This is a genomic window from Flavobacterium limnophilum (assembly GCF_027111315.2).
Lineage (GTDB): Bacteria > Bacteroidota > Bacteroidia > Flavobacteriales > Flavobacteriaceae > Flavobacterium > Flavobacterium limnophilum.
In genome coordinates this window covers 3,678,934-3,698,431 of sequence record NZ_CP114289.2, presented here as the reverse complement: position 1 = coordinate 3,698,431, position 19,498 = coordinate 3,678,934, and the positions used below count along the sequence as shown (strand labels likewise).

Annotated in this window: 17 protein-coding genes; 6 read left to right on the top strand and 11 right to left on the bottom strand. The window is 39.3% G+C overall.

Annotated features, from left to right (window positions below; translation table 11 throughout):
• Positions 1-24: 24 nt before the first annotated feature.
• From OZP13_RS15380 to OZP13_RS15370, 3 genes are all read left to right on the top strand, one after another.
• On the top strand, positions 25-1,464 hold the full coding sequence (locus OZP13_RS15380) for a nucleoside recognition domain-containing protein (RefSeq protein ID WP_281297743.1): 1,440 nt from the start codon (positions 25-27) through the stop codon (positions 1,462-1,464).
• Between the two features lie 198 nt (positions 1,465-1,662).
• The gene (gene tnpA, locus OZP13_RS15375; protein WP_269240987.1) at positions 1,663-2,124 is read left to right on the top strand and encodes an IS200/IS605 family transposase; all 462 of its coding nucleotides are present in this window, start codon (positions 1,663-1,665) and stop codon (positions 2,122-2,124) included.
• Positions 2,125-2,509: 385 nt separating this feature from the next.
• Positions 2,510-4,111 (top strand): fumarate hydratase, encoded by a 1,602-nt coding sequence (locus OZP13_RS15370; protein WP_281297742.1) that lies wholly within the window; start codon positions 2,510-2,512, stop codon positions 4,109-4,111.
• Positions 4,112-4,257: 146 nt separating this feature from the next.
• On the opposite strand, the gene OZP13_RS15365 is transcribed toward OZP13_RS15370, so the two are convergent.
• From OZP13_RS15365 to trhO, 9 genes are all read right to left on the bottom strand, one after another.
• Positions 4,258-4,914 carry a 3-oxoacid CoA-transferase subunit B gene (locus OZP13_RS15365; RefSeq protein WP_281297741.1) on the bottom strand — a complete coding sequence of 219 codons (657 nt, stop codon included), beginning with the start codon at positions 4,912-4,914 and terminating at the stop codon, positions 4,258-4,260.
• Positions 4,915-5,016: 102 nt separating this feature from the next.
• Complete coding sequence (locus tag OZP13_RS15360) at positions 5,017-5,409, bottom strand: hypothetical protein (protein WP_281297740.1); 393 nt, start codon at positions 5,407-5,409, stop codon at positions 5,017-5,019.
• 40 nt (positions 5,410-5,449) lie between these two features.
• Positions 5,450-6,151: a CoA transferase subunit A gene (locus OZP13_RS15355; protein ID WP_269240984.1), complete on the bottom strand. Its 702-nt coding sequence runs from the start codon at positions 6,149-6,151 to the stop codon at positions 5,450-5,452.
• A 130-nt stretch (positions 6,152-6,281) separates the two neighbouring features.
• A complete protein-coding gene (locus OZP13_RS15350; protein ID WP_281297739.1) occupies positions 6,282-8,597 on the bottom strand; it encodes a penicillin-binding protein 1A in 2,316 nt (771 codons plus the stop codon).
• A 9-nt stretch (positions 8,598-8,606) separates the two neighbouring features.
• Positions 8,607-9,086, bottom strand: coding sequence for a gliding motility lipoprotein GldH (locus OZP13_RS15345; protein ID WP_281297738.1), 480 nt, complete (start codon positions 9,084-9,086; stop codon positions 8,607-8,609).
• Positions 9,070-10,476 (bottom strand): PSP1 domain-containing protein, encoded by a 1,407-nt coding sequence (locus OZP13_RS15340; protein WP_281297737.1) that lies wholly within the window; start codon positions 10,474-10,476, stop codon positions 9,070-9,072. Before OZP13_RS15340 ends, OZP13_RS15345 begins: the two co-directional genes overlap by 17 nt.
• A 188-nt stretch (positions 10,477-10,664) precedes the next feature.
• Positions 10,665-10,895 carry a ferredoxin gene (locus tag OZP13_RS15335; RefSeq protein WP_073367614.1) on the bottom strand — a complete coding sequence of 77 codons (231 nt, stop codon included), beginning with the start codon at positions 10,893-10,895 and terminating at the stop codon, positions 10,665-10,667.
• Complete coding sequence (locus OZP13_RS15330; RefSeq protein WP_281297736.1) at positions 10,895-12,136, bottom strand: peptidase U32 family protein; 1,242 nt, start codon at positions 12,134-12,136, stop codon at positions 10,895-10,897. Before OZP13_RS15330 ends, OZP13_RS15335 begins: the two co-directional genes overlap by 1 nt.
• A gap of 68 nt (positions 12,137-12,204) precedes the next feature.
• Positions 12,205-13,563, bottom strand: a complete 1,359-nt coding sequence (gene trhO, locus OZP13_RS15325) for an oxygen-dependent tRNA uridine(34) hydroxylase TrhO (protein WP_281297735.1) — start codon at positions 13,561-13,563, stop codon at positions 12,205-12,207.
• Between the two features lie 185 nt (positions 13,564-13,748).
• On the opposite strand from trhO, the gene OZP13_RS15320 reads away from it, so the two are divergent.
• Positions 13,749-14,456: an ion channel gene (locus OZP13_RS15320; RefSeq protein WP_281297734.1), complete on the top strand. Its 708-nt coding sequence runs from the start codon at positions 13,749-13,751 to the stop codon at positions 14,454-14,456.
• Between the two features lie 23 nt (positions 14,457-14,479).
• Here OZP13_RS15320 and OZP13_RS15315 read toward each other — a convergent pair whose 3' ends face one another.
• On the bottom strand, positions 14,480-16,159 hold the full coding sequence (locus OZP13_RS15315) for a SulP family inorganic anion transporter (protein WP_281297733.1): 1,680 nt from the start codon (positions 16,157-16,159) through the stop codon (positions 14,480-14,482).
• A 27-nt stretch (positions 16,160-16,186) separates the two neighbouring features.
• A complete protein-coding gene (locus tag OZP13_RS15310; RefSeq protein WP_281297732.1) occupies positions 16,187-17,155 on the bottom strand; it encodes a polyphosphate kinase 2 family protein in 969 nt (322 codons plus the stop codon).
• 266 nt (positions 17,156-17,421) lie between these two features.
• Between OZP13_RS15310 and OZP13_RS15305 the strand changes: the two genes are divergently transcribed.
• Both OZP13_RS15305 and OZP13_RS15300 read left to right on the top strand, forming a co-directional pair.
• The gene (locus OZP13_RS15305; protein ID WP_281297731.1) at positions 17,422-18,159 is read left to right on the top strand and encodes a ZIP family metal transporter; all 738 of its coding nucleotides are present in this window, start codon (positions 17,422-17,424) and stop codon (positions 18,157-18,159) included.
• Between the two features lie 180 nt (positions 18,160-18,339).
• Entirely contained in the window at positions 18,340-19,488 is a 1,149-nt protein-coding gene (locus OZP13_RS15300) for an efflux RND transporter periplasmic adaptor subunit (RefSeq protein ID WP_281297730.1), read from the top strand.
• Positions 19,489-19,498: the final 10 nt, after the last annotated feature.

The following is a 19,498-nucleotide window of genomic DNA, read 5'->3' as shown; positions in this document are numbered from 1 at the left end:
TTACATTTACAAAAATTATAGATTATGGTATTGAGTAGATTTTGGTTGGTGATTTTCATTTGTTCGATTGCATTTGTGATTTTCAGTTTGTTTTCTGGCAACAGTTATACAATAGACAATGTTTTAAACGGAAAAAAAGACGATCCTATTTTAATTTCTGAAAAATATATGGATCAGGTTCCTGCTTTTATAAAAGACAGCATCAATAAATCGGAAGAAAAAACCTTTATCATCAACCGCGACACACTCAATGCCGACACTACTTATGTGTATAAAAATAAAGTGGTTAAAATTTATAGTGGGGTTCAAAAATCGGATGGGTTGTTGCCCACTTGCAAAAGCACATTGCTTGATTTAATCTTGCCGCTTATGGCTTATTTGGCTTTTTTCTGTGGCTTGATGGAGCTTTTAATCATTTCTGGAGCATCTGAAAAACTGGCCAAAGGATTGAGTCCAGTATTCGTGAAAGTGTTTCCAAGCATTCCCAAAAACCATCCGTCGATTTCTTATATGACCTTGAATTTTGCCGCCAATTTCTTGGGATTGGATTCTGCTGCAACTCCTTTTGGATTAAAAGCGATGGAAAGTTTGCAAGAAATAAATCCCGAAAAAGACAAAGCCAGCGATGCCCAAATCATGTTTATGTGTCTACACGCTTCGGGACTTACTTTAATCGCAACTTCCATCATTGGCTACCGTGCTGCCGCGGGTGCAAGCAATCCTGCCGATGTGATGTTGCCGTGTATTATTACCTCTTTTATTGGAACAATTGCCGCTTTTCTTATTGTTGGGATCAAACAAAAAATCAATTTCAAAAGTGCTTCTTTGGTTATGGGTTTGATGGTGTTAATTGCTGCCATTGTAGGTTTGTTGATGTATGTAAACCATTTGGATTTAATTGGTAAAAACTATTTTACTTCCAATCTTTCTGCATTGATATTGGTGGGGATTATTCTTTTCACGTTGTTGTTTTCTTTCAAGAAAGAAAAGAAATTCACGGAAGCGAATACCACCGTTTATGAATCCTTTGTGGTTGGAGCCAATAATGGCGTGAAAACCGGCGTGACCATTTTTCCATATGTTTTGGGAATGTTGGTTGCGATTTCTTTATTCAGAAACAGTGGTTTATTTGAAATTATTAGCAACGGGATTGCTTTTGCCTTCTCCAATATGGGAGTAAGCAAAGAAATTACCGATGCGTTACCGGTTGCATTGCTAAGACCTTTTAGTTCAGCTGGATCAAGAGGATTTTTGATAGATTCGATGAATACTTTTGGTGCCGATTCCTTAACGGGAAGGTTAAGCAGTATTTTTCAATGCAGTGCCGAAAGTACTTTCTACGTGATTGCGGTTTATTTTGGCTCTGTTAATATAAAAAATACCCGATACGCTTTAGGAACTATGCTTCTAGTTGATGTGATTTGCGTGATTACGGCGATTTTTGTGGCGAGCTGGTTTTTTTAAAACCAAATCAAAACATACCAAATAAACTGGACTGAAGTCCAGCCCTACAAAATGTTCCGAGCCGAAGGCTCTGAGAAATATATAAAAATGTATAAGTTCCGTAGGAACGATTTATATTGTAGCAACGGATTTTAATCTGTTGATGATATGAAATAATTAGAAATTGAGTTCCTTAGGAACGGTTCATAAAAGAGAAATATGGCAAATACCTACCATCAAGTATATATTCAGGTTGTTTTTGCGGTGAAATATCGTGATGCCGTTATTGCCAATGAATGGAAATCTAAATTATTTGGTGTTATTGGTAATTTGATAAATGAAACGGGTTGTAAAACTATCATTGTAAACGGAGTTGAAGATCACGTTCATTGTTTTTTAGGTTTAAAACCTGCTGTTTCAATTTCGGAATTGATGAAAACTGTAAAAGCCAAATCATCAAAATACATTAACGACAATCAGTTAACCAAATCAAGGTTTGAATGGCAGGAAGGTTGCGGTGTATTTTCTTATGGTCACTCCCAAATTAATGCAGTTCATAAATATATTGTTAATCAAGAAGAACATCACAAAAAGCAAATTTTTAGGGAAGAATATTTGGAGTTTTTAGACAAGTTCGAAGTCCCATTTGAAGAAAGGTATATTTTTGAAGATTTGATATGAACCGAGCCAACGGCTCTTTGTTGACTGTGTTTCATTGTTTACAACGGATTAAAATCCGTTGCTACAAAATGCCCCGAGCCGATGGCTCTAAGAAGTCTATGAAAATGTAAAAGTTCCGTAGGAACGATTTATATTGTAGCAAAGGATTTTAATCCGTTGATGTAGGAACGAATTATATTGTAGCAAAGGATTTTAATCCGTTTTTATAATATAATAATTCCCCAATTTTTCGAAAACGATTTCAATCCGATGAAAAATTTGCTTGGCCATTTCCACCATCAAAAACCCTTTAATTTATAACAATTCTAAAGCATAAGTTGATATAAATCGCAACGAATTCCTTCTGTAATTCTTATATTTGACGTTCTTAAAAAAACCTCATACTATGGACTTTATATACCAGGATCCTTATCCAATTTTAAAAGACGATACCCAATACCGCAAAATCACATCCGATTTTGTGAAAACAGAAAAACTAGGCGACAGAGAAATCTTGACCGTTGACCCAAAAGGTCTGGAATTGTTGGCTCAAGAAGCTTTGAAAGACGTTTCATTTATGTTGCGAACGGCACATTTAGAAAAATTAAGAGCTATTCTTGACGACCCAGAAGCGACCGATAACGACCGTTTCGTGGCTTATAATTTATTGCAAAACGCAGTTGTGGCTATTGATGGTGAATTACCATCGTGTCAAGACACCGGAACAGCGATTGTAATGGCCAAAAAAGGCGAAAATGTATATACAGGAGCCGATGATGCCGAATGGCTTTCAAAAGGGATTTTTAACACCTACCAAGAAAGAAATCTTCGTTATTCCCAAATTGTGCCGATTAGTATGTTCGAAGAAAAAAACTCGGGCTCGAATCTTCCGGCACAGATTGATATTTATTCCAAAAAAGGAGCTTCTTACGAGTTCTTGTTCTTGGCAAAAGGGGGTGGTTCTGCCAATAAAACCTATTTGTACCAACAGACAAAATCCTTGTTGAACGAGAAATCATTAGATGCTTTCATTCGTGCCAAAATAATGGATTTGGGAACTTCGGCTTGTCCACCTTATCACTTGGCTTTAGTGATTGGAGGAACTTCTGCTGAAGCAAATTTGGCTGCGGTGAAAAAAGCATCGGCAGGATATTTTGATAATTTGCCAACTTCTGGAAATATGTCAGGCCAGGCTTTCCGTGATTTGGAATGGGAAAAAAGAGTGCAGTTAATTTGCCAACAAAGTGCCATTGGAGCACAATTTGGCGGAAAATATTTCACGCACGATGTTCGTGTAATTCGTTTACCACGTCACGCTGCTTCTTGTCCGGTTGGATTGGGAGTTTCCTGTTCGGCTGATAGAAATATCAAAGGTAAAATTACCAAAGACGGTGTTTTCGTGGAGCAATTGGAAGTAAATCCGAAACGTTTGTTGCCGGAAACTGCACCACATTTGGAACCAGCTGTCGAAATTGATTTGAACCAACCAATGGCAGACATTCTTAAAAAATTGTCTCAATACCCAATCAAAACGCGTTTGAAACTGAACGGAACCTTGATTGTGGCTCGTGATATTGCCCACGCTAAAATCAAAGAATTATTGGATGCGGGTAAACCAATGCCGGAATACTTCAAAAACCACCCTATCTATTATGCAGGACCTGCAAAAACACCTCAAGGAATGGCTTCGGGAAGTTTTGGACCAACAACAGCAGGTAGAATGGACGTTTACGTAGAGGAATTCCAAAAAAATGGCGGAAGTATGGTAATGCTTGCCAAAGGAAACAGAACCAAAGACGTGATGAATGCCTGTAAAACTTACGGTGGATTCTATTTGGGTTCTATTGGTGGTCCAGCCGCAATTTTGGCCAAAGAAAATATCCTTTCGGTTGAGGTTGTCGATTTTGAAGAATTAGGAATGGAAGCCGTTCGTAAAATCACCATTAAAGATTTCCCTGCTTTTATTATCACTGATGATAAAGGAAATGATTTCTTTGAGAATTTGTAGATTTTAACCGCAAAGGCACAAAGTTTTTTGCCAAGTTCTGAAAGCTTTTAAAATAATGAAACCGCCTTAATTGGGCGGTTTTTTGTTTTTACGAATCTTTGTCAAAGTTTAAAACTTTGACAAAGATATTCAAGATGTTTAGGGATTTAATCAATCACCATTTCTGGAATTTCGCCTTCGATAATCAAATTGGCTTCGGTGGAGGCGATAATGTGTTCTACAGAAACGCCTGGCGCACGCTCTAAGAGCTTAAAACCTTTTGGAGTGATTTCCATTACGGCTAATTCGGTTACGACTTTTTTTACACAGCCAACACCGGTTAAGGGCAAAGTGCATTTTCTTAGAATTTTGCTTTCTCCCGCTTTGTTGACGTGTATCATAGCTACGATTATGTTCTCAGCAGAAGCGACTAAATCCATCGCGCCACCCATTCCTTTGACCATTTTTTCGGGGATTTTCCAGTTGGCTATATCTCCGTTTTCAGCAACTTCCATTGCGCCAAGAATGGTTAAATCGACGTGTTGCCCGCGAATCATTCCGAAACTGGTTGCCGAGTCAAAGAAAGAAACGCCTTTTAGGGTTGTTATGGTTTGTTTTCCGGCATTGATCAAATCAGCGTCTTCTTCGCCTTCAAAAGGGAAAGGTCCCATTCCCAGAACACCGTTTTCACTTTGAAATTCCACTTCAATTCCTTTTGGGATATAATTGGCTACCAATGTTGGAATACCAATTCCAAGGTTGACAAAGTATTTGTCTTTGACTTCTTGGGCGATGCGTTTGGCGATGTCTTCTTTTGTTAGCATAATTTTGTTTTTTGAACCATTTAAGGATTGTAAGGTCATTTAAGTTTTAGCTTTATTCTAGTTTGAATTTAATTCCATTTAAAATTAATCCATTTTTAGAAATTAAACCTTTATAAGCTTTTTTTTCATATACTTTTTTGCAAAACCTTTTTTACCCAATGCAACGGAATACTGACAGCCTTTACATTTATATGCATCTGCGACAAATTCTAGATTGTTTTTTTCTTTTTTAACTACTCCTTTGTACTGATAATTAGAATACTTTAATTTAAAATTCAAAGTGTCCTTATCAATTATGGAGATTAATTTTTTCACGACCAATACACTATCATTTTTGAAAGTTAATATTGTTTGAAATGTTCGTGTTGGGGTATCAAAATATACATCTTCTTCAAATCCAATAAAACTTTTCCCATCCAATATGTCACTGTTTTTATTTTTACAAGATGCAAATACTAAAGTGGATAACATTATCATTAGAATTATTTTTCTCATATTGATTTTTTTTGGATTACTGTTTGCTGAACACTGAACATTATTTTCTCTCTCTAACGGTTCTCTTCTCAATCCTCTTCTCATATTTTTCCCCTTGAAAAATGCGTTGCACGAAGATTCCGGGAGTGTGAATTTGGTTGGGGTCGAGTGTTCCGGCTTCGACTAATTCCTCGACTTCGGCGATGGTGATTTTTGCCGCACCAGCCATACAAGGATTGAAATTTCGGGCGGTTCCTTTGAAGATGAGGTTTCCTGCTGTGTCGCCTTTCCAGGCTTTTACAATCGCAAAATCAGCTTTGAAAGCCAATTCCATTACGTGCATTTTTCCGTTGAATTCTCGGGTTTCTTTGCCAATGGCGACTTCGGTTCCGAAACCGGCTGGCGTGAAAAAAGCGGGAATTCCAGTTTGTGCAGCACGACAGCGTTCAGCTAAAGTACCTTGAGGGATGAGTTCTACTTCAAGTTCACCAGAAAGCATTTGGCGTTCGAATTCGGCATTTTCTCCCACATAGGAAGATATCATTTTTTTGATTTGGCGTTTTTGTAAAAGTAGCCCAAGACCAAAATCATCAACACCGGCATTGTTAGAAATGCAGGTCAGATTGGTAGTTTCTTTTTTCACCAATTCGGCAATGGAGTTTTCGGGAATACCGCACAGTCCGAAACCGCCCAGCATCAGGGTCATTCCGTTTTCGATTCCTTGGAGTGCTTCTTGAACGTTGTTAACTTTTTTGTTGATCATGGCAAAACGATTTCTTTTGGCTATTAAAAGTAAGCCTTTATTTTTAAAAGAAAAAACAATATTGCAATTCAGTTGGCAATCAAAAAAGCCTCCGATAATAAATTTATTAAAGGAGGCTCCATTTATGGTTTTAGAATTCGAATTCCTCGGTGTCTTGTTCTACCGCGGTAGTGTCTTTTACAACTGCTGCTGGTCGGGTGTAGCAATCCACTTTTATGGAAAGATTTGGTGGTCTGTCGAAATCTTCTTTGGAAACTTTGAGGTTTTGGTCTTCATAACACAGTTTCATGAAATAACCCCAAATAGGCAAGGCTGCTGTTGCTCCTTGACCATAAGTCAGACTTTTGAAACGAGCAGAACGGTCTTCGCAACCTACCCAAACTCCAGTTACTAAGTTGGGAACCATTCCCATGAACCAACCGTCTGACTGGTTTTGTGTTGTTCCTGTTTTACCTGCAATTGGATTGGTAAACATGTACGGATAGCCTGTCCAGCGGTTGTCGCCGCTTCCGCCACCTTGAGTACGCAATCTTGCTCCAGAGCCACTTTCGGTAACACCTTCGAGCAATTTGATTACGGCAAAAGCAATGTCTTTATTCAATACGTCATGCGATTCCGGGATGGGTTCATAAATCACGACACCACTCTTGTCTTCTATTCGGGTGATGAATTGTGGTTTTACATAAACGCCCTGGTTGGCAAAGGTTCCATATGCGGCAACCATGTCTTCGACAGTAATATCAACGGCACCCAATGCAATGGATGGTTGGGCAGGAATTTCGGATTTTACGCCTAATTTGTGTGTCAATTCCACAACGGCTTCAGGTCCTGTTTTGTCAATCAATTTGGCCGAAATGGTGTTGATGGAATTGGCCAATCCTTGTTTCAAGGTTACCATTCCACGGTATGAATTGTTGGAATTTCTGGGTTCCCAATCTTCGGTTACGTTATGGCGACCTTTGCGAATCATGAATGGACCATCGACAATGGTGTCACAAGGCGACATTCCCAATTGTTCGATAGCCGTGGCATAAACAAAGGGTTTGAATGTGGAACCTACTTGTCTGGCTCCTTGCCCCACGTGGTCGTATTGGAAATATTTGTAATTGATTCCGCCCACCCAAGCCTTGATATTGCCCGTTTGGGGTTCCATGGCCATCAATCCCGATTGCAGGAAGTGTTTGTAATATCGGATGGAATCCAATGGTGTCATAATGGTATCTCTTTCTCCTTTCCAGGTGAAGACTTTCATTTTTGTCTTTTTGCTGAAAGAAGCAATGATTTCTTCCTCGCTTTTTTCCAGTTCCGTCATTACCGTCCAGCGATAGGATGCTTTCATCGCTTGTTTGAGGATGCGTTGGGTTTCGGCTTCGGAAATATTGACAAAAGGCGCATTTTTGTTGTCTTTTGCTTCAATAAAAAATTGTTCTTGCAGGTTGGCCATGTGCTTTTCAACGGCTTCTTCGGCGTGCAATTGCATTCTGGAATCGATGGTGGTGTAGATTTTCAAGCCGTCTTTGTAGATGTCGTAATCAGAACCATCAGCTTTTTTGTTTGTTTCTGCCCATTTTTTCATATAATCACGCAAATATTCCCTGAAATAAGTGGCCGTTCCTTCGCGGTGGCTTTCCAGTTTGAATTTTAGGGTGATGGGCAATGCTTGTAGTTTTTCTTTTTGATCTTTGGTAATGATATGTCCTTTTTCCATTTGCGAAAGCACCACGTTTCTACGGTTTTTGACACCTTGCGGATTTTTTACTGGATTGTACAAACCTGAATTTTTAAACATTCCGACCAATATTGCCGATTCGTCAATGGTTAAATCTTTCGGTGCTTTAGAAAAATAGGTTTGCGCCGCAGAGCTCACCCCAACAGAATAATTTCCGAAATCATAGACGTTGCAGTACATGGCGATGATTTCGTTTTTGGTGTATTGGCGTTCCAATCGGATGGCGATAATCCATTCCTTTATTTTTTGCACGATTCTAAAAGGCAGGAATTTGGAACCTTCGCCGTGGAATAATTGTTTGGCCAATTGTTGGGTCAAGGTACTTGCACCTCCGCTTGTTCCCATACTGGCAATGGCTCTCAATGTTCCTCGGCCGTCAATCCCGGAATGTTCGTAAAAGCGTTCGTCTTCGGTGGCTACCAATGCATCCACCAAATTTTTAGGCAAGTCGGAATACTTTAATTGCGACCTGTTTTTTTCGAAATATTTTCCCAAAATCACTCCGTCAGACGAGATGATTTCGGTAGCCAAATTGGAGTCTGGATTTTCCAAATCTTCGAATGAAGGCATGGAGCCAAAAAGTCCCCATGAGGCGAACAAGAAAAATACCATGATGCCGCCCAAGCCATAAAAGAAAACTTTCCAGAATTTCTTTTTATAGTAATTGATGTCTTTTTCTACGTTGTTTGCCTTATTATTGTTTTTTTTAACAGCCATATTGATGTCTTAATCTATTTTTTCTATTCTGAAACCTACATCGGTAATTCCTTCTAAAGCTTGTACTCCGGGAACTTTTCCGTTTTCTCTGACGGCTTGTTTGATGTGTACTTTGTATTTTCCTCTAAATCTCACTTTCTCTTTATAGAAAAGTTTGCTTTCCTTGATGTCCGTGAATCCATCCCCCATTAGGGAACCGTCTGGATTCGCCATTTGATATTCCAATGTATCCACTTTCGTGAAGCCGTTGGGCATTTCCAGTGCCACAATCAAAAAGAGATTATTGAACGGATAATCGTTGTTGTCTCTCAAATTTACGAATAAATTGTATCGTTTTGTCGAATCCAATTCTGGTAAATCAAAAGTTACAATACTGTCTTTGTGCCACGCAGTTCCCACGGATTTGTATTCGTCAAAAACCCTTTTTTTATCGCATGAAAAAAAGAGTATCACGACCAAAAGCAGTAATGCACTATTCTTTATTCTCATTTTTGGTGATAATTATTGGTTTTCTTGGTACAGCAGGTTTTTTGTCTCCGGCAACATTGGGTTTGGCAACATTGGGTTTGGCAACATTGGGTTTGGAATTATTGGGTTTGGAATTATTGGGTTTAGAATTATTGTTTGGCCTTTTGTTGTTGTTTGGCTTATTATTATTATTATTATTATTATTGTTTGGCTTGTTCCCGTTTGTGTTATCGTTGGGTTTGTTGTCACTGTTTTTGTTGGCAACGATAATATTTTCTCCGCCCGGTTTGCGTTTTTTGTTTGGTTTTTTCTTTTTCTTGGGTTGGTCAAAACGGGTTAAACTTTCCTGACCCATGGCATTGTTAAAATGCTTTTCGGGTTCTTGAACCACCTCGATTGAATAATCTTCCAATGAAGCCACCTTGTTTTTGAGTTTGTTTTCGGCAATAATTTCGTTGACTTGCTCTATTTTAAGCATGTGCCAATTGGCAAAATCATTGGTGTAGGCAAACCACATCATTCCTTTGAAAATGTCTTGTTTTTGGCAAACGGCATCTCCTTTTTCGGTTACTAATTTGGTATCCATGCTCGGAAAACCTTTCAAGGCATCCATGTAAGTATCTAATTCATAATTCAGGCAGCATTTCAATTTTCCGCATTGACCTGCCAATTTTTGTGGGTTCAAGGACAATTGTTGGTAACGAGCTGCCGAGGTATTCACGCTTCTAAAATCAGTTAGCCAAGTGGAACAACACAATTCTCTTCCGCAAGATCCAATGCCTCCCAAACGAGCGGCTTCTTGGCGAAGACCCACTTGTTTCATCTCGACCCTGGTACTGAATTCTTTGGCAAAATCCTTGATCAAAAGTCTGAAATCGACTCTGTCATTGGCCGTGTAATAGAAAGTGGCTTTCGATCCATCGCCTTGAAATTCGATGTCGGAAATTTTCATTTCCAGTTTTTGGGCAATGGCCAATTCTCGTGCGCGAACCTTCATTGGTTCCTCTTTGTTGCGGGCATTTGACCAAATATCGATGTCTTTTTGGGATGCTTTTCTATACACTTTGGCAACGTCGGCACTGGTGTGATTGACTCCTTTTTTCTTCATTTGGATGCGAACCAACTCGCCGGTTAGCGTCACAATTCCGATGTCGTGACCCGGAGAAGCTTCGGTGGCGACAATGTCACCCATGCTTAAAGTCAGTTTTTCGGTATTGCGGTAAAACTCTTTTCTTCCGTTCTTGAAACGCACTTCGACACAGTCAAACGGAGCTTCGCCATTGGGCAAACTCATGTTCGAAAGCCAGTCGAAAACCGTTAATTTGTTGCAGCTGTCGGTGCCGCAAGTCCCATTATTTTTGCAACCCTTTGGTGCGCCACCATCAGAAGTTGAACAACTTGTACATGCCATAATGATATATGTAGTATTGCTATAAAAGCAATTTAAGTTCTTAAAACGTTTAATTTGTAAAGATAGTATTTTTTAGTTTTATGTTACAAGGGGTAAAAAGGGCAAAAAATCATAAAAATATACTAAAAAAAAACCCATCACGATTTCAATTGTGACGGGTTGCTTTATGGGTGGAAATAACGAAAAAGTTACGTTTCTTTCACCGAAATAATCTTCACCGGACAGGCTTTGGCTGCCAATTCACAACTTTCGACAATGGTGTGGTCAGGCGATTTCAGCGTGAAAAATCCTTTGGCATTCACGCTTTTAATCAACACTGATTTTCCGTCTTTTTTGGACATTTGAAATTGGACGGGTGCCATTTCCACGCAATAATTGCAGCCAATGCATTTGTCTCTTTGCAGTGTTACAATGACCATTAGGCTTCCACGATTTTATATAATTTGTCCGACATTCGGATTCTGAAAGGCAGTTTAAAAGTGCAATCGTCTCCTTTCGTGGCTTTTTCTGCCGTCACGTCATTCACGTACATTTCCTCGATAATCATTTCTTGTGCTCCCGTGCTTGGACCGGTAACCAGAATTTTATCGCCAATCTTGATGTCGTAAGCTTCAATCTTGAATTGTCCAATTTCGGCTTTCGGGAAAAAATGGGTTCCTTTTCCAACATATACTTTCTTTTGGGTCGCCGCCGAACCGGAAACATCGCTCCATTCGCCCAATTCCTGGCCCAAATAATAGCCTGACCAAAAACCACGATTGTAAACCGTATTTAAGGCTTCCATCCAAACACTTACTTTTTCTTTGGTAAAAGTGCCTTCATAATAACTGTCGATGGCTTCACGGTAGGTTTTTATTACCGTTGCCACATATTCTGGAGCACGACCACGACCTTCGATTTTCAAGACTTGAATGCCGGAATCAATTACTTGATCCAAGAAATCCAGCGTGCATAAATCTTTCGGCGACATCATGTATTCGTTGTCCAATTCGATTTCGAAACCGGTTTCTTGGTCGATAACAGTATATTTTTTGCGACAATTTTGCTTGCAGGCACCACGATTTGCAGATGAATTTTGAGAATGTAAACTCAAATAACATTTTCCCGAAACCGCCATGCACAATGCACCATGACCAAAGATTTCTATTTCCACCAAGTTGCCGTTTGGTCCCTTGATTTGTTCTTTCTCGATTTGTGCGGTAATGTTTTTTACTTGACGTAAACTCAATTCGCGAGACAAAACCATTGTGTCGGCAAATAAGCTGTAGAATTTGATGGTTTCGATATTCGTCACATTCAGTTGGGTCGAAATATGGACTTCCATCCCGATGCCTCTTGCCATCGCAATTACAGCTTGGTCGGAAGCAATTACTGCCGTGATATTGGCTTCTTTGGCTTTGGCCAATAATGTTTTCACCACCGATAAATCGTGGTCGTAAATGATGGTGTTCAATGTTAGATAACTTCGAACGTTTTTGGCTTCGCAACGACGGGCAATTTCCGGCAAATCTTCCATCGTGAAATTGACGGTGGCGCGAGCGCGCATGTTCAATTGTTCTACTCCGAAGTAAACGGAATCGGCTCCGTTGTCTAATCCTGCTTGTAATGACTCGAAGTTTCCTGCTGGAGCCATTAATTCTATCTTATTGTTTGTTGTCATTTTGTATGGAGTAATTCTTTGTCAAAGTTTTGAACCTTGATAAAGGGGATGAGTGATTTTTTTGGAAATTATCCGATGATTTTAAATAATTTATCAGACAATCGAATTCTGAAAGGTACTGCAAATGTTACTTTGTCGCCAATTTTAGCCATCGTGTTTTCGGTTCCGTTGACCATCATTTTGTCCAAAACCATTTCCTGGTTTCCGGTGGTTGGTCCCGAGATCAGGATTTTGTCACCCGAATTCAATTCTTGGTTTTCGATGATGAAAAGGCCTACTTGTGCTTTTACGTAATAATGCTCCACTTTGCCAAGCAATGTCTTTTTTACTTTTATTTTCTGGCGAATATCAGTTGGTTTTGAAGCCGTGGCCAAAGCCGTATCCGTCAACTCTCCAGAGTTTTTGAATTTCAAACTTTCGGACTTTCCTTTTCTGAAAACTTTATTTCCGACTTGTTTTCCGGTTCTTAATTTCACTTGTTCGACCAATGATAAATGGGTAATTTCAAGACATTCCGTAGAACAGCAATTTTCCATAGCTGCTTTGCATTCGTCACATTGAATGAATAACAAATGGCATCCGTCGTTGGCACAATTGGTGTGATTGTCGCAAGGTTTTCCGCATTGGTGGCATTGCGAAACAATATCGTCCGTAATTCTTTCGCCCAAACGATTATCAAAAACAAAATTCTTTCCAATGAACTTGCTTTCCAATCCTTCTGCTTCAATTTGTTTGGCGTAATTGATGATGCCGCCTTCTAATTGGAACACATTTTTGAAACCCTGATGTTTGAAATAAGCACTTGCTTTCTCGCATCGAATGCCGCCGGTGCAATACATTACCAGGTTTTTATCTTCTTTGTGGTCTTGAAGTTGTTCGTTTATTATGGGTAAACTCTCTCTAAAAGTTTCAACATCGGGAGTGATGGCTCCTTTGAAATGGCCGACTTCACTTTCGTAATGATTTCTAAAATCCACGACGATGGTGTTTGGATCATCAAGAATTTCGTTGAATTCCTTGGCTTTTAAGTGAATTCCTTTGTTGGTTACGTCAAAAGTTGCGTCGTTGAGACCGTCGGCAACAATCTTGTGGCGCACTTTGATGGTTAGTTTCAAAAAGGCGTGATCGTCATGTTCTACGGCTACATTCAGGCGAATGCCTTTCATGAAATCATAAACTTCCAAAGTTTCCCTGAAAGCTTCGAAATTTTCTGCAGGAACATTCATTTGGGCGTTGATGCCTTCGTGGGCTACATAAATTCGACCCAGCGCATCGAGTGCATTCCAGGCAATAAACAAATCGTCGCGAAATTTTTTTGGATCTTCAATTTTGGCATACGCATAGAAAGACAACGTAAGGCGTTGTTTGCCGGCTTGATCAATCAGCTCGGCTCTTTCTTCTGCGCTTAAGGTGTTATACAGTTGCATGCTATAAACGTTTAAGTGAGAAATATGTGGTGAATTCTAAATGGAAGAATTCGGGTGCAAATTTAGGGTTTATTTTTAGATTAAAAAACTAGGTGGTCAACTTTAGGGCTAAGTAATAAATTTGTCCACTAGCTTGGTTTTGGTTACTTTTGAGATAGAATTGGTATTAGTCTAAGCAACATGACATGAAAGAATCCCTTTGGTCAAAATTTAGTGAAATGATTTCGACGAACGATAAAGAAAATAAATCCAGTTTAGCCAATGGCATTCTTTTGTTCTTTACGCTTGTCACGGTTTTTGTTATTCCGATTTGCCCGATACAATATCTTGAATTCCTTTTCACGTGTTCCGTTACGGGTATAGTTGTTTTTTCGGTTTTGTCATTAAAACAGAACCATAAATTCATAAGAAGTTTTGCCGTTTTTTCATTGATGGTAATCTGGAGTTCCTATTTTGTTGACACGACTTTTTTTAGGTTGGGCTTTCGATTTATTAATTTCTTTTTCTTTTTATATCTTGTTTTTAGCTTGATTAAGCAAATTTCATCCATTTCAACAGTTACTTTCAAAGTAATTGTTGATTCCATTACGGGGTATCTTTTATTGGGATTTGCATTCAGCTTGATTGTGACGGCTATTTCGTTGACTATTCCGGGAGCCTATAGCGCTAGTATAAATGGGGATTTGGAAACTAAATTCATCGAACCCATCCAGAACAATATTTATTATACCTTTATGACTTTTACCACAACGGGTTATGGTGACATTGTTCCGATTCATCCATTTTCAAAATCACTTTCCGTCTTGATAGGGGTTTCGGGTCAGCTTTATGTTGCCATAATTATTTCGATGTTGGTCGGAAAATATGCTTCTTCCAAGAAATCAGAAAAATAGTTTTCACAAAAAACCTTGACTGTTTAAGAATCTTTTTTTGTGGCTTCAACCACCAAATCATCGACGGAAACAAAACGGCTGATGTGACCCAAAAGGTCTTCCAGATTTTCGGAGCGCAAGGTGTCGCGAACTTCGGACCGGGCTTCGGCAATTTTCAAGGCAATCTTCTTTTTTTTCAAATCGATGAACAGTTGTTTTAAAAACCGTGCTCCAGCAATATCGACGTGTGGAGAGGAATTCAAATCCAGTATTACCGTTTTTATAGGATGGGTTTCGTTATCTATTTTTGACCAAATTTCTTCCTTGATGTTTTCGACGTTGAAATATAAAATGGCAGATTCGACCCTGACGATTAGGACACTTTCGATAATTTCGTTGTCGGGATGGCGTTCTAAATCAGAATAACGTTTGGTTCCTGGAATTCTCCCCAGAAATGCCACGTTTGGGTTTGATGTTGCTTTTAATAATAATACCAATGTCACTATTGCCGCCAGCAAAACTCCCCTGAGAATGCCAAAAACAAGCACGCCAACGAGTGCAATCATGGCCACGAAAAATTCCTCTTTGTTTATTTTGTACAAATGCTTCATTTCTTTTAAATCAAACAAGCCCCGAATGGCGACCAGCACAATCGCAGCCAGAATTACATTGGGTAAATATTGAAGCATGTCCGTTAAAAACAAAAGACAAAATGCAATGGCAGCCGATGCAAATACCAATGACAAAGACGTTTTTGCACCCGCAGTATCATTGACCGCAGACTGTGACAAACCGCCTGCAACGGGATAACCCTGTCCCAAGGCAACGGCCGCATTGGCAATTCCGAGTGCCAACAATTCTTGTCGTGGATCAATAAAATAGCCGTTTTTTTGTGCCAAGGTTCTTGCTGCCGAAACGCTTTCGATATAAGACAATAAAAAACAAGCCATTGCCAGTGGAAACACGCCGTCAATATCGCGAAAACGAAGGGAAGGCAAATGAAATTCTGGCAAGCCTGAAGGGATTCTTCCAACGGTTGAAATGCCTTGAAGTCCCAGTGAAGTTGTAGTGATTAAAAAAATGGAAATGATTACGATTATTATGGCAACAGGCTTTCCGGGAGCTATTTTTTCGCCAAATATCAGAATAACAATGGCGGCAATTCCGAAAATTAATACGGATGAATTGGTTTCCGGAAGTTGCTGAATTAGGGCAATTATGCGTTCCAAGAAGTTTTCGCCACCTCCATTCACGCCAAACAATTTCGGCAATTGGGTTAAACCAATAGTCAGGGCAGCACCGGCCTTGAAACCCACCAAAACCGTTTCGCTAATAAAATTGATGATGCCGCTCAATCTCAGCAAATAGGCTAAAAGTGCCAAAACGGCAAATACCAATGCGGTAAGGGAAGCAATATCGGCCCATCGCTGCACGTCGCCGTTGGCCATATCGGCAATTGTGGTTCCAATAAGTAAAGAAATTGCCGATGTGGGACCAATGGCCAATTGCTTGCTTGTGCCTAATAGCGCATAGAAAAAACCGCCAAGTAAATAGCCGTAAATCCCGTATTCAGGAGGCAATCCCGCCAAAGTGGCGTAGGCCAGAGAAACAGGAATTCCATAAGCTGCCAAAGTGATTCCTGCAGTGAAATCTCCCTTTAAAGTTTTTTTATTGTAGCCTTTGAACCAAAGCGCGGGCGGAAACAATTTATGCACAGAGCTCATAAATCTAGATTTAAAAATTTGGGAGGATTATTTTTCTTCGAGCAGGGCTTTTTTTACGGCTTGTAATTCGGCTAATTTTTCATCGCTTACCGTTGGGTATTCCAAGTCCATTTCGTCCAAGGCGTTGATGATGGCCGAGGCAATCGCGATTCGGGCGTATGATTTATTGTCGGCAGGAATCACGTACCAAGGCGATTTTTCGGTTGAAGTATTTTTGATTAACTCTTCGTAGGCATGCATATAGTCTTTCCAATAGCCTCTTTCCTTGGCATCTGTGGCACTGAATTTCCAGTTTTTGTCGGGGTCGTCCACACGTTCTATGAAGCGTTCTTTTTGTTCGTCTTTGGAGACGTTCAGGAAAAATTTGATGACGATGGTGCCGTTTCTATTCAAATATTTTTCAAAGTTGCGAATGTCTTGAAAACGATCTTCCCAAATGTCTTTGGTTATCAATTTTTCAGGAAGTTTCTGGGCTTTCAAAATCGCCTCATGCACTCGAACCACCAACACTTCTTCGTAATAGGAACGATTAAAAATGCCGATGCGTCCTCGTTCGGGCAAGTGTTTTTGGCAACGCCACAAAAAATCATGGTCCAATTCTTCCGAACTGGGCGCTTTGAATGAGGAAACTTGGCAGCCTTGTGGATTTACTCCAGACATTACATGCTTGATGGCGCCGTCTTTTCCTGCAGCATCCATGGCTTGAAAAATAATGAGCAACGACCATTTGTCTTGGGCATACAAAATATCCTGCATGGCAGCCAAGGCATTAACGCCTATTTCCAAAGTTTCTTTGACCAATGGTTTTCCTTCATCTCCTAAATTGAAACTGGCTTTGGTTTCATAATCTTTAAGTTTAAAACCATCGCCGTTGCCGACACAATACTGTTTCGAGAATTTTTTGGCACGTTCAATAATTGCTTTTTTGCTTAATTGGCTTAAATTCATTGGATTTGAATCCGAATCATTCGAATTATTTTTATTATTTTTTGCCATAGTGGTATGTTTTTTAAGTCGTTGGCTCAATTGTTTGGTTCTAATAAAATGTTTTGAAGCTTTGCAAGAATATATAGTTCCTCAAAAATAGCAAATAATTCTTTAAGAGAATTAGAAGATTTAAGTTCCTTGAGCGTTGTTGTGCTTAAAATTTTATATTTATATTTTTAGGGTTAATCCAAAAAAATAGTGATTAACAACTATTTCTATTGCAATAAATTAACTTAAATTTGTTTGTGTTTTTTGTTAATTTAATCTGTTTTGACGTGATAAATGCATTTATTTGGGGCTTACTTGCCACTTCTTCCTTAATTTTAGGAGGAATTATTGCAATACGGTTTGCTTTAAGCAATCGCACGATAGGGATAATTATGGGTTTTGGTGCAGGCACATTAATTTCGGCAATTTCATACGAATTAATTTTTGAAGCGGTAAAACTTGCCAGAGGTACCGGTTTTCCTGCAGCTGGACTTTTTGTAGGTGCGGCCACATTTTTTTTCTCCGACAAGTTGATTGGGAATTTCGGGGCGGACAATCGGTTGAAAGTAGGGGCGTCCAAGAGTTCGAGTTTGGTAATTCCCATGGTGCTGGCCATTATTCTTGATGGAGTGCCGGAATCCATTGTCATTGGTTTGGGTATTTTTGAAGGAGGAAAGGTAAGCTTGGCCATATTGGTGGCTGTTTTTATTTCCAATCTTCCAGAAGCGATTGCTGGTTCCTCAGGCATGAAAGAAGGGGGATGGAGTCGAAAAAAAATAGTATTGCTGTGGGTATTCATTTCTTTGTTTTGTGCATTGGCAACAGTTGCCGGTTTTGCTCTTTTCAGTGGTGCATCCAAGGAGTGGCTTTCGTTCATCCAGGCATTTGCTGGAGGAGCCATCTTGATGATGCTTGCCAACTCTATGATTCCCGAAGCATATGAACATGGAGGTAAACTGGCTGGTGTTTTTACCGTGCTTGGTTTCTTTGTTTCGGTTTGTGTGGTGGTTTACGAAAATTTATGACAAAACACGGATTGGTATAAATTATGCCAATTCAAAAGATTAATTTATTTGCACAATTCAAAAAAAAATTATTAGTTTTACTACAAATTAAAACTTAAATACTTTAGGGGAACTTAGGATACGATTTTTGAATTATTACATACTAGTTGAATATTAATGCATCATAATAAAAATTAAAAAATGAAAAAAACGTACTTTTTACTGGCAATATTATTAATTTTCATGATGCCGTCGTGCAAAAAGGAAGCAGCTCCAGAGATGAAGCCACTTGAAATTTCGGTTACCGAAGTCTTACAGCAAGATGTAAGACTGGAATCTGAATATACAGGGCAAACGTTCGGAGAATCGGACATTCAAATTAATCCCAGAGTGGATGGCGTTATTGAAAGTCTTAATTTCAAAGAGGGAAGTTTGGTAACCAAAGGTCAGTTGCTATACTCCATCGATCCACTTCCTTATCAAGCTAAAGTAAATCAGGCAGAAGGTTCATTGGCAGAGGAAGAAGCTCGATTAGCAAAAGCCAAATCAGACTATGACATGATGGTTCCCTTGGCCAAAATGAATGCAGTGAGTCAAAGAGAATTAATAGCTGCAAAAGCGGCTTATAATGCTTCGGTAGCTTCGATAAGTGCTTCTAAGGCAAGTTTGCAAAACGCAAGATTAGAATTAGGCTATTGCAGAATATTAGCGCCAATATCCGGATTAATTGGAATTTCAAAAGTAAGAGTAGGCGATTATGTTCGTCCTGGAGCAGCTTCGGTTTTAAATACGGTTTCTGATTTGGGGGATGTTAGGGTTCGTTTTACTTTAAGTGAGCAAGAATTTCTTCGTATTTATAGAGAAGTCAATAAGGAAAATTCATCATTAAAAGGAGCTGGGCAATCCATTTCACTAAAATTGTCAGATGGCTCACTTTATCCACAAACCGGAAAGATTAGTTTTGCCGACAGACAAATTGATCCTACAACTGGAGCAATTACATTTGAGGCATCATTCCCAAACCCTGATAAATTATTGCGACCAGGTCAATATGTAAAAGTTGGATTGGTTACTGATGTTCGTGCTAATGCATTTCTAATTCCGCAACGATCAGTAATTGAAATGCAAGGTATATACCAAGTATATGTTTTGGGTGATAGTAGTAAAGTTCATATGCAAATTGTTAAACCAGGACCCGCCTATAAAGATGGTTATGTTATTGAAGATGGTTTGAAATCGGGTGATAAAATTGCAATGGGCGGTACTTCTTTGTTAAAAAATGGAAGTGTTATTACTCCAAAACTAATCCAATGGCAGCCAGGTCAGCAAGAAGCAGCGCCAACTAAATAATTTAGCTAAT